The organism is Proteinivorax tanatarense (assembly GCF_040267685.1).
In the GTDB taxonomy this organism is placed as follows: domain Bacteria; phylum Bacillota; class Proteinivoracia; order Proteinivoracales; family Proteinivoracaceae; genus Proteinivorax; species Proteinivorax tanatarense.
This window is the reverse complement of record NZ_CP158367.1, coordinates 2,085,214-2,102,302: the sequence shown is the minus strand read 5'-3', so window position 1 is coordinate 2,102,302 and position 17,089 is coordinate 2,085,214. Positions and strand designations below refer to the sequence as shown.

General features: G+C 34.0%; 14 protein-coding genes. All 14 read left to right on the top strand.

The features are described 5' to 3' along the window. Positions 1–18 precede the first annotated feature (18 nt). Positions 19–2,475, top strand: coding sequence for an ABC transporter permease (locus PRVXT_RS10410; RefSeq protein WP_350342808.1), 2,457 nt, complete (start codon positions 19–21; stop codon positions 2,473–2,475). An 85-nt stretch (positions 2,476–2,560) separates the two neighbouring features. Next, entirely contained in the window at positions 2,561–5,143 is a 2,583-nt protein-coding gene (locus tag PRVXT_RS10405; RefSeq protein WP_350342807.1) for an ABC transporter permease subunit, read from the top strand. Positions 5,144–5,291: 148 nt separating this feature from the next. Then, positions 5,292–6,671: a TldD/PmbA family protein gene (locus tag PRVXT_RS10400; RefSeq protein ID WP_350342806.1), complete on the top strand. Its 1,380-nt coding sequence runs from the start codon at positions 5,292–5,294 to the stop codon at positions 6,669–6,671. A gap of 1 nt (position 6,672) precedes the next feature. Beyond that, complete coding sequence (locus tag PRVXT_RS10395; RefSeq protein WP_350342805.1) at positions 6,673–7,965, top strand: TldD/PmbA family protein; 1,293 nt, start codon at positions 6,673–6,675, stop codon at positions 7,963–7,965. A 115-nt stretch (positions 7,966–8,080) separates the two neighbouring features. Next, on the top strand, positions 8,081–8,440 hold the full coding sequence (locus PRVXT_RS10390; protein WP_350342804.1) for a VOC family protein: 360 nt from the start codon (positions 8,081–8,083) through the stop codon (positions 8,438–8,440). A 12-nt stretch (positions 8,441–8,452) separates the two neighbouring features. Continuing rightward, positions 8,453–9,409: a 2-hydroxyacid dehydrogenase gene (locus PRVXT_RS10385; RefSeq protein WP_350342803.1), complete on the top strand. Its 957-nt coding sequence runs from the start codon at positions 8,453–8,455 to the stop codon at positions 9,407–9,409. A gap of 96 nt (positions 9,410–9,505) precedes the next feature. Then, the gene (locus tag PRVXT_RS10380) at positions 9,506–10,633 is read left to right on the top strand and encodes an ABC transporter ATP-binding protein (RefSeq protein WP_350342802.1); all 1,128 of its coding nucleotides are present in this window, start codon (positions 9,506–9,508) and stop codon (positions 10,631–10,633) included. Then, a complete protein-coding gene (locus PRVXT_RS10375; RefSeq protein ID WP_350342801.1) occupies positions 10,634–11,281 on the top strand; it encodes an ABC transporter permease in 648 nt (215 codons plus the stop codon). A 14-nt stretch (positions 11,282–11,295) separates the two neighbouring features. Then, a complete protein-coding gene (locus PRVXT_RS10370; RefSeq protein WP_350342800.1) occupies positions 11,296–12,189 on the top strand; it encodes a glycine betaine ABC transporter substrate-binding protein in 894 nt (297 codons plus the stop codon). Between the two features lie 282 nt (positions 12,190–12,471). Continuing rightward, entirely contained in the window at positions 12,472–13,581 is a 1,110-nt protein-coding gene (locus PRVXT_RS10365) for an ABC transporter ATP-binding protein (RefSeq protein WP_350342799.1), read from the top strand. A 25-nt stretch (positions 13,582–13,606) separates the two neighbouring features. Continuing rightward, positions 13,607–14,254: an ABC transporter permease gene (locus PRVXT_RS10360; RefSeq protein ID WP_350342798.1), complete on the top strand. Its 648-nt coding sequence runs from the start codon at positions 13,607–13,609 to the stop codon at positions 14,252–14,254. A gap of 26 nt (positions 14,255–14,280) precedes the next feature. Continuing rightward, positions 14,281–15,162 (top strand): glycine betaine ABC transporter substrate-binding protein, encoded by an 882-nt coding sequence (locus PRVXT_RS10355; RefSeq protein ID WP_350342797.1) that lies wholly within the window; start codon positions 14,281–14,283, stop codon positions 15,160–15,162. Between the two features lie 439 nt (positions 15,163–15,601). Next, positions 15,602–16,009, top strand: a complete 408-nt coding sequence (locus PRVXT_RS10350) for a hypothetical protein (RefSeq protein ID WP_350342796.1) — start codon at positions 15,602–15,604, stop codon at positions 16,007–16,009. A gap of 239 nt (positions 16,010–16,248) precedes the next feature. Further along, entirely contained in the window at positions 16,249–16,827 is a 579-nt protein-coding gene (locus PRVXT_RS10345; RefSeq protein ID WP_350342795.1) for a hypothetical protein, read from the top strand. Positions 16,828–17,089 lie beyond the last annotated feature (262 nt).

The following is a 17,089-nucleotide window of genomic DNA, read 5'->3' as shown; positions in this document are numbered from 1 at the left end:
TGTAGAGGAGGGGCATTGATGTTTGGGTTGCTTAAACTTGAACTTAAAAAATTATATAAATGTAAAAAGTTAATTTGGTTGTTAATAGTTGTAATTATAGCCTCAGTGGGAATATACTATCAAAATGTATCTCAATACTATGATGTTAGAAATGACGTGCTCTATAAGGTAGAAGAAGAACTGGAGATATCGGTTGGCTATTTACAAAGTGATCTTATAACACTAAAAAGAGAAGGTGAATATCAGGAGCATCATGCAAAAAAATACGACCTTACTCAAGAAATGTTAAGGGATTTGATGTTTTGGAGGATAGCCTTAGAAAATCACTGGTCTAGGGCGTTAAACTCTGGAGATTTTGATGATTTTTTAGCCTATGAAGAAGGTTTTTATAACTCACTTTTAAAGTATCAAGAACTTGGAGGTGGGTCGCTGGAATATTTCCAGGGAACTGAAAAAGACATGGCAATAGAAAAAAATGCTTGGCTAATAGAAAATAATATATTTTATGAGGATGAAAAATATCCTAACTCTCCACACCTAAATTTGGTTCATATTTCCGCTTTTTTATTCGGCATAGCTGGGGTTTTAATCCTCGTTTATTTATTTGGAACTGGCATTACTGATGAAAAAAAAGAGGGAACTTGGTATACATTAAAAACTCAACCTGTTCCACCTTGGAAAATAATTGTCTCAAAATATATCAGTTTGTTTGTAATAACTGTTGTATTTTTAATTATGGTAATGACGGTAGGATTAATTATACCAGCAATATTTAGTGACTACTCAATAAATCTTAACTATCCCCAGGTTCTAAAAACAGGGGAATCATTTTTAATTGTTTCAACCAGTATGTACTTGCTTAGGGCATCTTTTTTATTTATTTTTGTTAGTTTATTCTCTTTTAGTATAGCTATGGTACTTAATAGGCTTTGTAAAAACTCACTTACCACACTAGCGTGCACCAGCGCTGTATTGTTATCAGGCTACTTTTTAACTGATTGGATTTCGCTACTTCAACACCCTATAAACCCTTTTTCCTATTTTTACTATGATACATTGTCACGTATACCAAGCTCCTCTGACCTTCTTTATCCTCTAGTGATGGGAGGGTGGAGTATGCTTTGTGTTTTTTTAGCTATATATTTGCCACAAAAGCAAATAAGCCTTTTTAATACTTCTAACTTTAAACATCCCTTCAGCAAAGGAAAAACAAGAAGGTTTCAATCTAGTTTTTGGAGTTTATATGTGTTTGAGTGGAGGAAAATTTTTAGAAAAGGATGGCTACTAAAAGCATTTGGTTTGCTTTTTATTTTAATTATTTTTTTGTATTCAACATTATCACAACTATCACTTGAAACAGAAAAAGCATATATTAATAATTTAGAAAATGAGATCAGTAGATTGGAGAATGATGTTATTCCTGATATGGAAGAAAGGCTAGAGGACCAACCCAGTTTGGAAACAACCATAATGAACTTAAATAATAGAATACAAAAAAAAGAAGAAGCTATTGAAGGATATTATAGTGGAAACTGGACACCTCTGTATGACTATCAAATCTTTAACTTAACTAGTAAAGGAGACGCTTTTAGTCATCCTACACAATTTACCATAGAAACTGGTGTCGAGGAAGTCCAGTTAATGATGGAAAATGATATATCTCCAATCTTTATTCCTCAGCACAAGGCAAAAAATATATTTCAAGAGGATAACTACCAATGGTACCAAAACCAAAATAGGACGATAAGTAGTGATGGATTATTTACGTTTAATCATTACTTTGAAGAGTATATTTACTTTATACCATTGTCGACTTTCTTATTTTTGTTAGGAGGAGGATTTGCATCAGAAAGGGGAAAAAAGCCTACATTTAACTTTTTAAAAGGTCAGCCGATAAAGACAAATAAACTTTTTTTAGGGAAGGTGTTAAGCGGTATTTCAACGGTGGTATTATGTTGTGTAGTGTTTTTCTTGGTAGTGGTGTTGTTTTCTACAATAGCAAACCAATTTGGAGATTGGAATTATCCAATCCTGCGTTATGACTCAGAGCCAGTTGTTTGCCAAGACAATTATACTGGAACAGAAGTTTTTGTGGCTGGTTGGAATAGGGGTTTCCACTTTGTTAATCTTGGCAGGCATCTAGTAGAAAGTATAGGATTATTCTTTTCAATTACTTTGTTTTTAATCTCGATAATCAATTTGCTGGCGTTAGCTATAAAAAGTAAAACTGGAATTTTCACCTTAACGTTGGGTATTAACGCTGGAGGTTATGCATTAAGTCAATTTTTAGGGAGTACAGCTCATCTTTCACCATTTATTTACTTAAACATCCCTAAAGTTGTTAGTGGGGAGTTTGCAACGTTAATGAATAACCCTAAAATTAATCTTTGGACAGGAAATGTATTGCTTTTAACTTTAACAGCTGCACTGGTCATAGTGGGGTATAATATTTCAGTTCAGAGTAATAAAGGTTAGTCTAACACAAAAAGGTACAGTAATTTCCCATAAAGTTTCAGGTTATATGTAGCGGTAATCATCACTAAGGTTAAGGAGGAAAATAATGGGGGGAACTATTAAGTTTGAAGTAAAAAAGTTAATGAAAAGGAAAAAGCTAGTTTGGCTCTTAATAGTTATAACTGCAGTTACAGCGGGGGTATATTATCAAAATATATCTCAATTTTCAAAAGTTAAGCATCAAATTTTGGCAGAAATAGGTACTTATTCAAGGTCGATTGGAATTCAACAAGAGGAATTTGCACATATAAGAAATAATCGTGAATTTACTGAAAAAGAAGCAGAATTATATCAGCATAGTCAAGATATGTTAAGAACTCTTTTTCAATGGAGAAGATTAGTAGCTGGCAAGTGGAGGATTGCTTGGGACCATCGAGAATGGGATGATATTTTAGCTTCTGAGGCGGAATTTTATGAGGAACTTGAAGCATATGAAAAATTGGGGGGAGCTCCTCTTGAGTACTTTCAAGGAGTTGATAAAGAAATAGCAATAAGTAAAAATGCTTGGCTGAGGGAGAATGATATGTTTTATGAAGATGAAATATACCCCGATTCACCGCATCTAAACTTAATTCAGAGTTCATCTTTTTTATTTGGAATAGCTGGAGTTTTGATTTTAGTTCTCTTTTTTGGAGCTGGGGTTTCAGATGAAAAAGACGAAGGAACATGGGGAACATTAAAAACTCAGCCTATCCCAATATGGAAGATAATTGTTTCAAAATATATTAGTCTATCTGTGATAATTATTATATTTTTAGTTATGGTTATGGTAGTAGGCATTATACTTCCAGCTATATTTAGCGATTATTCAATAAAACTTAATTATCCTCAGGTATTGAAAAGTGATGATTCATTTATCATAATTCCCACAAGTATGTATTTGCTTAGGGCTTCATTTTTTTTTAGCTTTGTTAGTTTTTTCGCTTTTAGCATAGCAATGATACCTAACAAACTATGTAAAAATGCTTTTACAACTATAATTTTAACAAGTTTAATTTTGCTTACAGGGTATTTTTTAACTGATTGGATATCCCCACTTCAGCATGCGATAAACCCTTTTTATCATTTTTACTACAATCTTCTAGCCCACACACCGAAATTGACTGATTTGGTGTTCCCTATAATATTGGTGGTTTGGAGTAGCTTACTTATCCTATTAGCAATTTATCTACCAGAAAAACAGCTTAGTTTTCTCTATACTTCTAATATAAAAAAACCATTTATCAAAGGACAAACAAGTAGTATTCAATTAAAAAAGTGGAACATAGCTGTTTTCCAGTGGCGTAAAATTGTGAGAAAGGGTTTGCTACTCAAAGCTTTTGGATTGCTTATATTAGTAGTGCTTTTTATATATTCAACTATCTCAAAACAGGCTGGAGAAGTTGAGCTCACATACATTAATATGTTAGAAGAAAAAAAAGATATTATTCAACTTGAAAAAATACCTGAAGCAAAGGAAAGCAAGAAAATAAGTTTAGAAAATGCATATGATGAGGTTAGCTATTATGCCGCTAAAAATGAATGGAACGTTGGTATAGAATACTTAAATTTAAAGCATGAAAAATTAGAGTCTGCAGTTGAAGGGTATAACCAGGGGAATTGGGTTCCCTTATACGAATATCAGCTTTTTGATATTAAATCAAGTGCCGGTAAAATAGAAACTGGCAGAGCTAAGGCCATTGTGGAACAAAGGGGGAATCCAGCCCAATTCTCTACAAAAGTTGGTTTAGAAGAAACTAATTTGCTTCTAAAAAAGGATATTAACCCCATATTTCTTCCTCAAAATCAAATACCAAATATATTTGAGCATTCCTCAAAGGAGCGTTCGCAGTTTTTAAAAGAAAATCACATCCAGATGGTAGATTCAAATGGATTGTTTATACTCTACCATTACTTTGAGAGGTATATCTTTTTCTTGCCTTTAGTGATATTTATCTTTATCTTAGGAGGCGGTTTTGCTTCGGAAAAAGGTAAAAAATCTACTTTTGCTCTTTTGAAAACACAGCCACTTTCAGAGAAAAACCTTTTTTTAGGAGAACTAATAAGTTCTAAAATAGCCATTGTGTCAAGTTGCATTCTGTTTTTTTTGATAGCTATGGTGGTATCCACTGTGGGAGATCGTTTTGGGGATTGGAACTACCCTATTTTGCGATATGATCCTGAGGCGATTGTTTGTGCAGATGATTATGCTGGAACAGAAGTTTTTGTTTCAAACTGGAACCGGGGTTTTCACTTTGTTTCCCTTGCTAGACATTTAGCGGAAAGCTTAGGTTTGTTTATAGCACTTGCTTTGTTTTTTACCGCTATAACAAATGTATTGGCTCTGTTTATAAAACATAAGGTTGGAGTAATGACTTTAACAACGATAATCGGTGTACTAGGTTATCAGTTTACTCAATTTTTAAGACAGACTGCTCATATATCCCCTTTTACCTACTTAAATATCCATAAGGTTGTCAGCGGGGAATATGCCACTTTGTTAAACAACCCCAAAGTCAATCTTATTAACGGAATTATTTTATTGTTGGGGTTAACTGTTTTACTTATCCTAGTAGGATATATAATTTTAACAAAACCACATATACGGATTAGGCGCTTTAAGTCAGTAGATTTAGAAAGAACAGATTGATGCTAGAGGTAACTTTAAGTCATACTACTATTAAAAAGTCACATACATTAGTAATGGCGAAAAAATGAGTTAAATAAAGGGAACTTAGTTTCTTTTGTAGAATTATTTTATTAGCCAGAAAATAAAGAAAAATAAGGAGGAGAGGCGTGTGAAGTTAGATTATTTAAGGGGTTTTCAAGACTGTTTCACAGACCATACCGAGCTACGGCTTCAAAAAAACTCTAATGTAGCTATAGCACTTGTAAATGGAAATCTAGTTCGCAACGAGAAAAACACATCAAGTGGGATTTCTTCTAGAATTTATCACAAGGGTGTATTTGGGTTTGCAGCCAGCCCCAAAATTGATGAGGAATCGGTGAAAAAAGTTTTAAATAAAGCTAAAGAAAATGCCTACAGGCTTTCTAGCTTAGAAAAGAAAAATAAAGGCCCATTACCCCATGAATCATTTGAGGTAACTAAGGATTTTTCCACCAAGAAAAACTTAGTGTCGCGCAAAGAAATGATTGATTTTTTAAAAGCCTTACATCAATATGCTACTTCCACTTATAAAGACTTAAAATCATCCACTTTTGTAATAAATAACCTGGATATGGAAAAAAGTTTGTTAACTTCTTTTGGGGCTGCAGGTTATACCTTAACCCCTCGGACCATAGTCATGATAAGTCTATCCCTTGAAAAAGATGGAGTTACGTACGATTCCTATGAAGTTTTAGGAGGGCTAGGGCAATACGAAGATTATTTTGATAACCCTAAAGATTTATTTGTAAAAGTTGATGAAACCTATAAAAAGGTGCGGGAAAAATCAGAGGGTGTATATCCTGAAGCTGGTTATAGAGACGTTATTTTAGACTCAAATCTTGCGGGGATTTTAGCCCATGAAGCAATTGGCCACACCACAGAAGCTGATATGGTTAAAAGCGGTTCAGTTGCAAAAGATTATTTAGGTCAAAAAGTGGCTAGCGAGCTAGTTACCCTAGTGGATTTTGCATATGAGTATAATGGTGATATTTGCCCAGTTCCCGTTTATATTGATGATGAAGGTACAAAGCCTAAAGATGCCGTTATCATACAAGATGGTATCTTGAAAAACTTCATGAATAATAAAGACCTATCTGTAGATTTAGGGCATCAGCCTACCGGTAATGCAAGAGCATATGCATTTTCTGACGAGCCGCTAGTTAGAATGAGAAACACAGCAATCTTGCCAGGAAAAGATAACTTAGAAGATATGATAGCGTCTATAGATGATGGATATTATTTAACCAAACCAAGTAACGGTCAGGCAGATTCTACTAGTGAGTTTATGTTTGGAGTGCCAAATGGATACGAGATAAAAAGAGGCAAAATCACAAGAGCTATCAAAGATACAACAATCTCTGGAGTAGCATTTGACATGCTAAAAACAATAACCATGGTTTCTGATGAAATGTCTTGGAGCAATTCAGGAATGTGTGGTAAAAAACAAGGTATTCCTGTAGGAATGGGTGGACCTGCTATAAAATGTAAAATCAATATAGGAGGACGGTAAAATGGAGCTACTTAAACTATGTTTAAATCAATTAAAGGACAAAGGTGCTCAAAAGGCAGAGGTTAATGTAAGCAAAGAAATTAAAGAAGAGATGAATATTAACTCAGGAGAGGTTAGCCTGTTAAGGAGTTTAGAAGAATACAACATAGAAATGACAGCTTTTATCGATCAAAAAAAAGATGTTATAAAGCTTAATAAAATTGATGAGCTTTCTATAGAACAAGCTGCAATGGAAGTTACACAAAATGCTAAAAACTCAGAACCAGACCCAGCTAATGATATTCCAAATGGAGAATTAAAAAAGGAATTTAAGGATAGCGAAACACAATTAGATGTAGAAATGATGCATAGGCGACTTAAGGAATTTATAAAGGATGTAAATGAGCAATATGATAGGTTAGTCATCGAGGAAGCTATTTTAGAGCATAATAAAATAAAAAGTTATTATCAAAATACAGGTGGAGTAGAGCTGTATTCTGAGGATAGTCAGTATAACTTTACTGTAATGTTCTTTGCCAAAGAAAATAAAAAAACGTCTTCTTTTAACTACACGGTTCAAACAACTAAGGATCTAGATAGAGCTATATTGCAATTAGGGGCATTAAGTAATTTGTTAGAACAATCAATTGACCATCTAGAACCAAAGGCTATTGAGCAGAAAAAATTTACGGGTGATGTTATCATAACTCCCGACTGCATGAGTGCAATGACGTACTTTTTGTTATCTCATTTATCTAACCAGTATATGATTTCCGGAATATCTAAGTTTAAAGGAAAAATTGGAGAAAAACTACTAGATGAAAAGCTTACTATAAAAACTGAGCCAGATTCAAGAAAGCTTGCACTTAAAGACTATTTCGGAAAAGATGGCTTTGTTAATAGAAACGACTATCTTTTTCAAGCTGGGGTGCTAAAAAACTATCTCTTAAATTATTACGGCGCTCTTAAAACTGGCTTTGAAAGAGGACCATCAACCTCTGTTTATTCAGGTATAGTAATTGAACCGGGAGATAAGAGTTTTGATGAAATGGTTAAATCTATGGATCAGGGAATCATTTTAGCTAGATTTTCAGGAGGGCAGCCAGCACCAAATGGTGACTTCTCTGGCATAGCAAAAAATAGTTACTATGTTAAGGATGGAAAAATTCAATATCCCATAAAGGAAACGATGATTTCAGGGAACCTGTTTGATATGCTAAAGGACATTAAAGCTATTTCCAAAGAACGCTTAAATAATGGTCAAACACTAATGCCGTATATACAACTTAGAAATGCAGTGATTTCATCAAAATAATAAACAGCAAACAAATAATATATTAAAGGAAACTAGAAGATGTCAGTTTTCTAGTTTCTTACTTACTATTAAAAAAGAGTCTATTGGAAGACTTCAAAGGAGGATAGCGAGTATTATGGTTACAAACTGGACTGGAATGGTAGCTTTTTATGGAACCGATGACTTAGAGAAAACACATAAATTTTATCATGAACTTCTTGGTCTTAATCTTTACAAAGATCAAGGTTTATGTAAGATTTACTCAGTAAGAGAAGGGGGTAAAATAGGCTTTTGTAGTCACTTAGAGGTATTAACTAAAGAGAAAAGCCCTATAATAACCTTACTTACCGATGATGTAGACAAAGTTTATAAAAGTCTTATAAATTTTGGCTTAGATGTTCCCAAACCAAAAGTTAACCCAAAATTTAACATATACCACTTTTTCACAAAAGACCCAAATGGTTATTCTCTAGAAATACAAAAATTCTTAGATTAGGAGTGCAAGTTAATGTCTAGAAAAAAAGTATTCATTACAGCAGAAATTTTTCCAGAAGCGAAGGAAATTTTAAGTAAGCATTTTGATGTTGAGGTAAGCGCGAAAGAAAGCTTAACTGAGGATGAGATATTAGAAAACTCAAAAGAGATTCATGGATTGCTATCATTAATCACAGACCCCATAACAAAAAAGGTTATAAATTCAAGTAAAAAGTTAGAGGGTATAGCTAATTATGGAGTAGGATACAACAACATAGACATCGAAGCAGCTAATGAACACAACATTACAGTAACAAATACTCCTGAAGTGTTAACAGATGCAACTTCAGACTTAGCCTGGGCATTGCTTATGGCAGCGGCAAGGAAGATAGTTCCTTCCGATGAATTTACCAGAGTAGGTAAGTTTACAGGCTGGGGTGCCAATCTTTTTTTAGGTGCTGATATCAAAGGCAAAACTCTAGGAGTTATCGGAGCTGGCCGCATTGGTCAAACTTTTGCAAAAAGAAGTTTAGGTTTTGACATGAAGATTTTGTATCATAATCGTAGCCGCAACAGGCAACTTGAAGATGAACTTAACGCTCAGTATGTTGATAAAGAGACCCTTTTAAAAGAATCGGATTTTATTTCTTTACATGCCCCCTTAACTGAGCAAACTTATCATATGATAGGCGAAAACGAGTTAGAAATGATGAAAGATAGCGCCATATTAATTAATACTGCTAGGGGTCCAATGATTGACGAAAAGGCGCTGGTTTTAGCCCTTAAACAAAAGAAAATTTGGGCGGCTGGTCTTGATGTATTTGAAAGGGAGCCCAAATTAGAGGAAGACCTAAACACCTTAGACAATGTAGTGCTTACTCCACATACAGGAAGTGCTACTTATGATACAAGAAGAAAAATGGCTGAAATTGCTGCGAATAATCTAGTGAGGATTTTGAATGGTGAAGAACCATTAACACCAGTAAACTAAATAAAAACTGCCGACAAATCTTTGTCGGCAGTTTTTTTATTTTGAATAGCTTTTATTATCCAAGGAAAATATAAAGATAACTAGAGGAGGGTAGCTATGATTAAATTTGAAGGTATTTCAAAGGTTTTTGCTGATGGATTTAGAGCTTTAGACTCTATATCTTTTGAAGTTAAAAAAGGTGAGCTTATGGTACTTATAGGACCAAGTGGGTCAGGGAAAACCACTACCATGCGGATGATAAATCGACTTATAGAGCCTACAGAAGGAAGGGTAGTTATTGATGGTGATGATGTAACTAAAATAGACCCTGTATATTTAAGAAGAAATATTGGATATGTTATACAGCATATCGGTCTTCTTCCGCATATGACTATAGCTGACAATGTAGCACTAGTTCCAAAATTAAAAAAAATGGACAAAAAAGATTATACAGATAAAGTAGATGAACTATTGGATATGGTAGGACTAGATCCTAAAACTTATAAAGATAGGTATCCTACTGAACTTAGCGGTGGGCAACAACAAAGAATAGGAGTTATAAGAGCATTAGCAGCTGATCCTCCCATAATTTTGATGGATGAACCTTTCAGCGCGTTAGACCCTATTAGTAGAGAACAACTCCAAGAAGAACTCGTTAAATTACAAGAAGAAATTAAAAAGATTATAGTTTTCGTCACTCACGATATGGATGAAGCCTTAAAAATTGCTGACAGAATTTGTCTCATGAAAGATGGTAAAGTTATTCAGCTTGACACCCCGGAGAGAATCCTAAGATATCCCAAAGATGAGTTTGTTAGGTCATTTATAGGTGAAGATAGATTGAAGGAATCCGAAACGTTACCTGAACTTAGTGAACTTATAGATAAGGCAATTACTGCAAAACCTAACCAGGGTTTTTTTGAAGCCGTTAAAAAAATGCGTAAGTACAAAGTGGATAAGTTAGTAATCACAGAAAAAGACAAATACTTAGGAGTAGCAGGGGTTTGGCAAATCCAAAAACATTATAGAAATGAAGAAATGAATTTAGGAGATGTAATGGATAAGGAGTATCCAGCAGTTAATGTAAATACTCCAACAGAAGAGGTGGTTGAACTTGTCAATAAACATGATAGTTCTTTTTTGCCAGTTTTAGATGAGTCAAAAAGTATAAAAGGTGTAGTTACCAGGGCTAGTATAGTAGAAGTTATGACTAATATGTACCTTGAAGATGGAGGAGAGTTATAAATGGATGAAATAAGAGCATTTTATGAAGTGGTGACAACTAGGACAGACCAATTAGTTACTTATTTTATTCAGCATATACAATTAACATTGGTAGCTTTGTTTATTGCAGTTATTATTGCTGTGCCCTTAGGTATAGCTTTAACAAGAAGTAGAAAATTAGCTGAGCCGGTAATAGGAGTGGCGGCTTTATTCCAAACCATTCCATCGTTAGCTTTATTAGGGTTTATGATACCGTTTTTAGGTATTGGCTTTTTACCATCTATTGTAGCCTTGACTATATATGGCTTACTACCAATTCTTCGTAACACTTATACTGGAATAATGTCAGTTGATGAAGCAGCAGTTCAAGCAGGAGTTGGTATGGGGATGACTTCAATGCAGGTGCTTACTATGGTTCAGATTCCTCTAGCAATGTCATTTATAATTGCCGGCATAAGAACCTCTACGGTACTGATAGTGGGAGTAGCTACATTGGCTTCACTTATAGGAGGCGGAGGATTAGGTGAATTTATTTTTAGAGGGATATCTACATCTGATCCCGGTTTGATTTTAGGTGGTGCTATACCAGCAGCATTATTAGCTCTGTTTTTTGATTTCACTATTAAATGGTTGGAACTACGTGCTACACCTCAAGGATTAAGGAAATAAAAAGGAGGCATAAAATGAAAACTTATGTAAAAATATTAAGCGTGTTGCTATGTGTTTTGATGTTGGGAGGATGTTTTGGACTTTTTGGTGGTGGTCCAGACGTTGTTATAGGAGGGAAAAATTTTACTGAGCAAGATATTTTAGTTTTTATGATGGAAGCTGTAATTGAGGAACACACAGATTTAGAAGTTCAAACCCGGCCCTTCTTAGGTGGGACTGACGTAGTCGCACAAGCAATTGAAAGAGGAGATTTAGATATCTACCCAGAATATACTGGCACAGCTTTAATTAATATTTTAGAAATGGAGACTATAACCGACCCTCAGGAAGTCTATGATACTGTTAGTGAAATATATGCAGATGAGAAAAACCTAATTTGGCTTGAACCATTGGGTTTTAATAACACCTACGCACTATCTATGAGAAGAGATCATGCAGAAGAACTTAATATAGAAACCATAAGTGACCTAGCTGAATATGCTCCTGACTTGACTTTGGCAGCGACCCATGAGTTTTTAGAGCGTCCTGATGGTTATGCGGGAGTACAAGAAGCCTACAACTTAGAGTTTGGAGATATAAGGGGATTAGACCCAGGTCTTACCTATGCTGCTGTCAGAGATGGTGAAGGTGATGTAAATGATGCTTTCTCCACAGATGGGAGAATAGTAGCTTTTGATTTAAAATCCTTAGATGACGATAGAAATTTTTTTCCTCCATATTATCCAGCGCCAATAGTAAGGCAGGACACTTTAGAACAGCATCCAGAACTTGAGGACGCATTAAATAAACTGGGTGGTTCGTTGGATGATACCACAATGTCAGAACTTAATGCAAGGGTTGATTTGGAGGGAGAAGACCCCAGAGACGTTGCAAGAGAATATTTGAGAGAAAATGATATAATCCAGTAGTTTAGCATCAATAAGATAATATTAAAGAAGAGGGCTGTTTCAACTTTGAGACAGCTTTTTTTTATTCATAAAAATAAAAATTATTTAGATTATTGTTTTGGACACCCGCTTTTTGAAGTTATAACACGCAATACAAAGGATGCCCTACTATTTATAAGGAAAAGATAGACATTATGTCAACAAGTGTTGTCAGTACAGATATACTTAGATAACTAGATGAGATTAAGTTTGTATATAGTAAACTCTTTATGTTACCATAATAATGGTCAAAGGAGGTCAAAGATGATAAAATTTCAAAATGTACGAAAGATATACGAAGATGGATTCGAAGCGCTAAAAGGTATAAATCTTGATGTTAAAAAGGGAGAATTACTTGTGCTAATAGGACCAAGTGGTTGTGGTAAGACCACTACCATGAGAATGATAAATAGGCTTACAGAACCTTCAGAAGGGGCTATTTATTTAAATGGTACGGATATAAAAGAATCAGATCCAGTTCTTTTAAGAAGGGATATAGGCTATGTAATACAAAGTATTGGACTATTACCCCACATGACAATAGGTGAGAATGTAGCGTTGGTTCCTAAATTAAAGAAAACCCACAAAGAGAAATATGAACAAAAAGTTGATGAATTATTAAAAATGGTAGGTTTGGAACCAGATACATATAAGGAACGTTACCCAACAGAGTTAAGTGGAGGGCAGCAACAACGTATTGGTGTTATTAGGGCACTGGCAGCTGACCCACCGGTTATTTTAATGGATGAACCTTTTAGTGCTTTAGATCCAATTAGTAGGGAGCAGTTACAGGATGAGCTTGTTAACTTACAGGAGGAAATAAAAAAGACAATAGTTTTTGTCACTCATGATATGGACGAAGCCCTAAAGATAGCTGACAGAATTTGCTTTATGAAAGAGGGCGAGATTGTTCAAGTTGATACCCCTGAAAATATTTTGCGTAGACCAGCTAACCAATTTGTAAGCGAGTTTATTGGTGAAGATAGGTTAAAAGATGACGTGCATCTTCCAGCTATTAATAAAGTTATGGATAAACCAATTAAAGAAAGGCCTTCAAAAGGCCTGGCTGGAGCCTTGAAAACCATGCGAAAAAATAAGGTTGATAGTTTAATAGTTACAGAACGTAATAAGTTTAAAGGAGTAGCTAGTGTTTGGAGTGTGCAGAAAAATTTTACAGATGAGACAAAAAATTTAGGAGATATTGTTGACTCAGATATTCCAACTGTACAAGTTAATCAGCCTCTTGAAGACGTAGTTGAATTAATTAACAAGCATAATATGTCATTTGTACCTGTACTTGATGAAGAACAATTTGTCGTTGGTGTTGTAACTAGAGCCAGTCTTGTAGAGGTTATGGAGGATAAGTATTTATAATTAGAAAGGAGTGTATATATTTTAAATGGATGGATTACTAGATTTTTTTGAAATAGTGACCACACGAACAGATGAATTGATATTGTACTTACTTCAACATTTGCAACTTTCAATGATTTCATTGGCAATTGTAGTTGTAATTGCAGTGCCGTTGGGGATTGTTTTAACAAGATACAAAAGATTTGCAGAGCCAGTTATAGGCATTACAGCCATTTTTCAAACTATACCATCACTAGCGTTACTAGGATTTATGATCCCAATTTTAGGCTTGGGAATTTGGCCCGCTATAGTAGCTCTTACTATGTATGGATTACTTCCTATATTAAGAAATACTTATACTGGAATTTCGGAAGTTGACCCCTCGATTATTGAGGCTGGAAGAGGTATGGGAATGACGGATATGCAAATTCTTTTTAAAATACAACTTCCGTTATCTTTATCAGTTATAATGGCAGGGATTAGGACTTCTACAGTTCTTATAATTGGAGTTGCTACTTTAGCGTCTTTAGCGGGATCTGGCGGACTTGGTGAATTTATTTTTAGAGGGATTTCAACAAGTAGAGATGGTTTAATTTTAGCAGGCGCAATACCTGCAGCTCTATTGGCTATAGCTTTTGATACTGGCATAAAACAGCTAGAAATTTTATCGACCCCTAAAGGGTTGAGAAAATAAACATTATTTCAGGAGGAGTTATATTTATGCGTAAACTTACTTTTATATTAATTTTAGCATTACCTTTAATTTTTATAGGGTGTTCAAGTAATGATGAGGATGTTATTTCTATTGGAGGTAAAGATTTTACTGAACAGGACATTCTAGTTTATATTACTGGAGAGCTTATACAAGAACAAACTGATCTTGAGGTAAACTATGAAACATGGTTAGGAGGTACAAATGTAGTTGATGGTGCCTTGCAGCGAGGAGATTTAGATATGTATGTTGAATATACAGGTACCGCTTTAATTAATTTACTTGACTTAGAGTTAGTTAATGATCCGCAGGAAGCTTATGACATCGTTGCTAGTGAGTATGAAGAGATGGGTATCAAGTGGCTAGAACCTCTGGGCTTTAACAATACCTATGTATTATCTATGCGTGAAGATAAGGCACAACAGTTAGGTGTAGAAACTATTAGCGACTTAAAAGAGCATGCTGATGATTTAACCTTAGGAGCGACCCATGAATTTTTAGAGAGAGTTGATGGTTATCAAGGATTGCAAGAAACTTATGGTTTTGAGTTTGGAAGCACTGCAGGTTTTGATCCTGGTTTAACATACGCTGCAGTAAGAGATGGAAATGCTGATGTAAATGATGCATTTGCTACAGATGGTAGAATAATTGCGTTTAACCTAAAAATGCTTGAAGATGACAAAAATTTCTTTCCACCGTATTACGCAGCTCCAATTATTAGAAAAGATACTTTAGAGGCTCATCCTGAGTTAGAGGAAGTATTAAACTTGTTAGCAGGCCGCATAGATGATGAGACAATGTCAAGCTTAAATGCGAGGGTGGATTTAGAAGATGAACAAGCTAGAGACGTTGCAAGAGATTGGTTACAATCAGAAGGATTGATAGAGTAAAATAGTAAGAGGTATAGAGTTGATAACAAAACTCTATACCTCTTTTATTGTACTTTCTAATGAACTCTCCACATCAAGGTTGTGATGGGACAAGTTCAATGGTGGAGAAAACTCAGCTGATTGACACCCAAAGACTTTTCTTTTGTCTTTTCTCCCCATGTGGTATAATTTTATAAAGTAGAGGGATGGATATAATTAGAACATGAATAATTATTTAGTGCTTTTGAAGTGATGCCAAAGTAAACTTTTGGATTCTATGATGCCAATATCAGGTTGCTTGACTTCCTTTTATTGAAGTGTCATTTTCTTAAGTAAAAGCAGAGGGGTGATTTGTATTTTTTCTAAATTAATAAATTCTATTTTTTTAAGATGGGGTTTAGCATGTGTATTTATTTTATTCATAGCTTCACTAGGCTATATGGGTATCACAAATTTTTTTATGTCAGAGTATACTCAAACAAGGAATATTGCTTTAGTTAATCAAGAAAACTTAAATGAAATAACAAAATCTGTGTCAATGCTAAATAGAAGTTTTACTAAAATTGTTGAGAATGATAATTACCAAGATATGACGTTAATTGAATGGGATAAATTTGCCGAAAAAAAGAATACTACTTTAGAAATTGCCAACCAAGTTACTTATGAGCCCCTAAAAGCAGATTTTAAATATTTAAAAAAAATAATGAAAGAAGCCGATGAAAACAAAGATATGGAAAAAATACTTGAAGCTCATAAAATTATTCACGACCTGCATTATTTTTTATTTCAAGGACACTCTAATAAAGTATACCATAACGCTACTATAACCCTTGATGGTGTTGTAAATAATAATAAAATTATAAAATAAAAATGGCTGTCTTTCTCTTCTGCATGAGACAGCCATTTTTTCTGTTAAAGACTAGAATTTAACCGACCATGATATAGCTAAGCAAAGGGGTTGTCGTTGGAGATCCATTAGCAGTAAAATCACAACAATTTAATTAACTACTAGGTGGAGATAAAAGAACGCTGATAGGAGTTTTATTTTATCTACTTAAAAATAATAATCTATAAAAAATAATTAATTATAACTAAATTAAAGGAGGATTGCTAATTGGTATAGAAAAATTATGTATGATAGATAAATCATTAGTTGCTGAGGAGGATGACATGAGCACTTTATTAGTAAATATTATATTCGTAATAGCTGTTCTAGTAAGTGTTGCTATTTTATCATGGTACTTTTTGTACACTAAAGGAAAAGTGTCTAAAAAGCCTCAGCTGCAGATAAATGAAATTGCAGATTATATTATACAATTGTTTCCTAAGCCAAAGTTAAGGGTTAGAACAAAGATATGTAAATTTCTAAAGATGCATGATAATTTTAAGAACTGGACTATAGTTACGCTGGTTGTAATAGCACTACTAACTATCTTTAACTTATATGTGTTATATGGTAGGGCCTTAGAGGTAAAGTATGGAATGCCTTACCTTTTTGGAATTAAATCGGGCTATTATTATTTTAGGACATTTTCTATTCCCATATCTCTTGTTATAATTATCTTTTTTGTGTTTTTAGGTCTTGATTTCTCTGACGAGGTTAAAGAAATAAAAGAAGAAGATAAAAAAGAAAAAAAAGTAATCCAACTAAATGAGCATCTACATAAAAAACAAAGACAACCTTAAGTCCTGTTTTTTTGATAAATAAGCAAGTTTTATACAGTGAAGATCGTATTCTTTTAGAAAATCAAAAAATAAGAATACGATCTTTTAAAATTTTAATTAAAAATCATTGACGAAATTATGAGTTAGTCATATACTATTAGTAAACATATGAATATCTGTGTAAATGGTAAACTAAAATGGAGAGATTTTGGCAAATAGAAACGGAGAATTTTTTCCAGTTATCTACTAAAAAAATACCCCTTCTGATAAAATTAAAGAGTTA